We start from the raw sequence: 1,578 nt of genomic DNA on the forward strand, positions 1-1,578 counted from the left end.
TCTCCGCCAAAGATATAGCAATTAATGCCCACCGTCAACAAACAAACCCGCACAAATACTTAATCTAGCAGCATATCTAGTCATTCATTGGCAACCTTGGTAAAACAGGGTAACATTTCAAAAAACGGGTAGAAAACCGGATATATTTTTTACCCATTTCATTTCTACCCGGTTTTACCAATGAAACTAACTGATTCAGCCATTCGAGCTGCAAAACCCAAAGAGAAGCAATACAAGCTGACAGACGGCAACGGATTGACCCTGCTGATATATCCTGACGGTTCAAAGCACTGGCGGTACCGGTATTTATTCAATGAGAAAGAATCCATGCTTTCCCTTGGGAAATACCCGGAAACAACCCTGGCGCAAGCCCGATCAATTCATGATGGGTACAAGGCGATACTAAAACAGGGCATCAATCCATCGACTCATCGCAAGGAAGAAAAACGGAAAGCGATCGTGTCTGTTGAAAACAGTTTCGAGGCGGTGGCGCGGACATGGTGGATGCATTGGAAGCATGCCAAGACAGAGCGCCATGTAGCTTATACCTTGAGAAGAATGGAAGCCGATATATTCCCGTTCATTGGTGCAAAACCAGTCAATACACTCACAGCCATGCATTTTATTGAGCTTGTGTACAAGGTGCAAAGCCGTGGCGCGCTGGATATTGCAAAACGTGTTTTAACCATGTGCGGGCAGGTTATGCGCTATGCGGTGCAGCACGGGTTATCAGAACGAAACCCGGCAGCAGACATAAAACCAGCCGACATTCTAAAGAAACGGAAAAAAGTTAATCACAAGCGGATACCTGAATCAGAGCTGCCGGATTTACTCCAGAAGATTAATCAGTACGACGGGCAACCACTTACACGACTGGCTTTGCAGTTAATGACGCTAACATTCATTCGGACAAGTGAACTGATCGGCGGACGGTGGGAAGAGATTAGCTTTGATAATGCCGAATGGCGTATCCCGCCAGAGCGCATGAAAATGCGTAGTCAGCATATCGTCCCCTTGAGCGACCAGGCAATAACTGTCTTGCGCGAAATCAAGGCATTGAACAGTGACCCGGTTCTGTTGTTCCCCAGCGAGCGACGTAATGGCAAGACCATGAGCAACAACACCATTATTTATGCGCTATACCGCATAGGTTACAAGGGGCGTATGACGGGGCACGGCTTCCGTGGACTGGCATCAACTGTCTTGCATGAGAAAAATTTCGACCACAAATGGATAGAACTACAACTGGCACATGCAGAGCGTGATGAAGTTTCAGCGGCTTACAATCACGCCCTGTACCTTGAACAGCGCAGGAAAATGATGCAATGGTGGGGGGAATATATTGAGATGAAAGGAAAATGACAAAAAGATTCCCGCTAATAGGATCTGGGTAGTATTTGTACAAAGCACAACATATGGTACTATTGACCACCCTTGACCACTAGATACAAGGGATTGCCCGGCAGTGACGCCAATCACCAACCGGGCAGGCTGAATGAAGCAATCAGCGAGTTATACACTTGGTTGCTTTGATCTGCCCAACGGCAGAAACAATACACTAACAATACTTTAGCAAAC

Annotated in this window: 1 protein-coding gene; it reads left to right on the forward strand. The window is 46.5% G+C overall.

Features of this window, described 5'->3' with window-relative positions; all coding sequences use genetic code 11:
* Positions 1-180: 180 nt before the first annotated feature.
* Positions 181-1,362 carry a tyrosine-type recombinase/integrase gene (locus C8R14_RS13270; protein WP_011634200.1) on the forward strand — a complete coding sequence of 394 codons (1,182 nt, stop codon included), beginning with the start codon at positions 181-183 and terminating at the stop codon, positions 1,360-1,362.
* Positions 1,363-1,578: the final 216 nt, after the last annotated feature.

Origin of the sequence: Nitrosomonas eutropha, assembly GCF_003201195.1 — a bacterium.
Lineage (GTDB): Bacteria > Pseudomonadota > Gammaproteobacteria > Burkholderiales > Nitrosomonadaceae > Nitrosomonas > Nitrosomonas eutropha.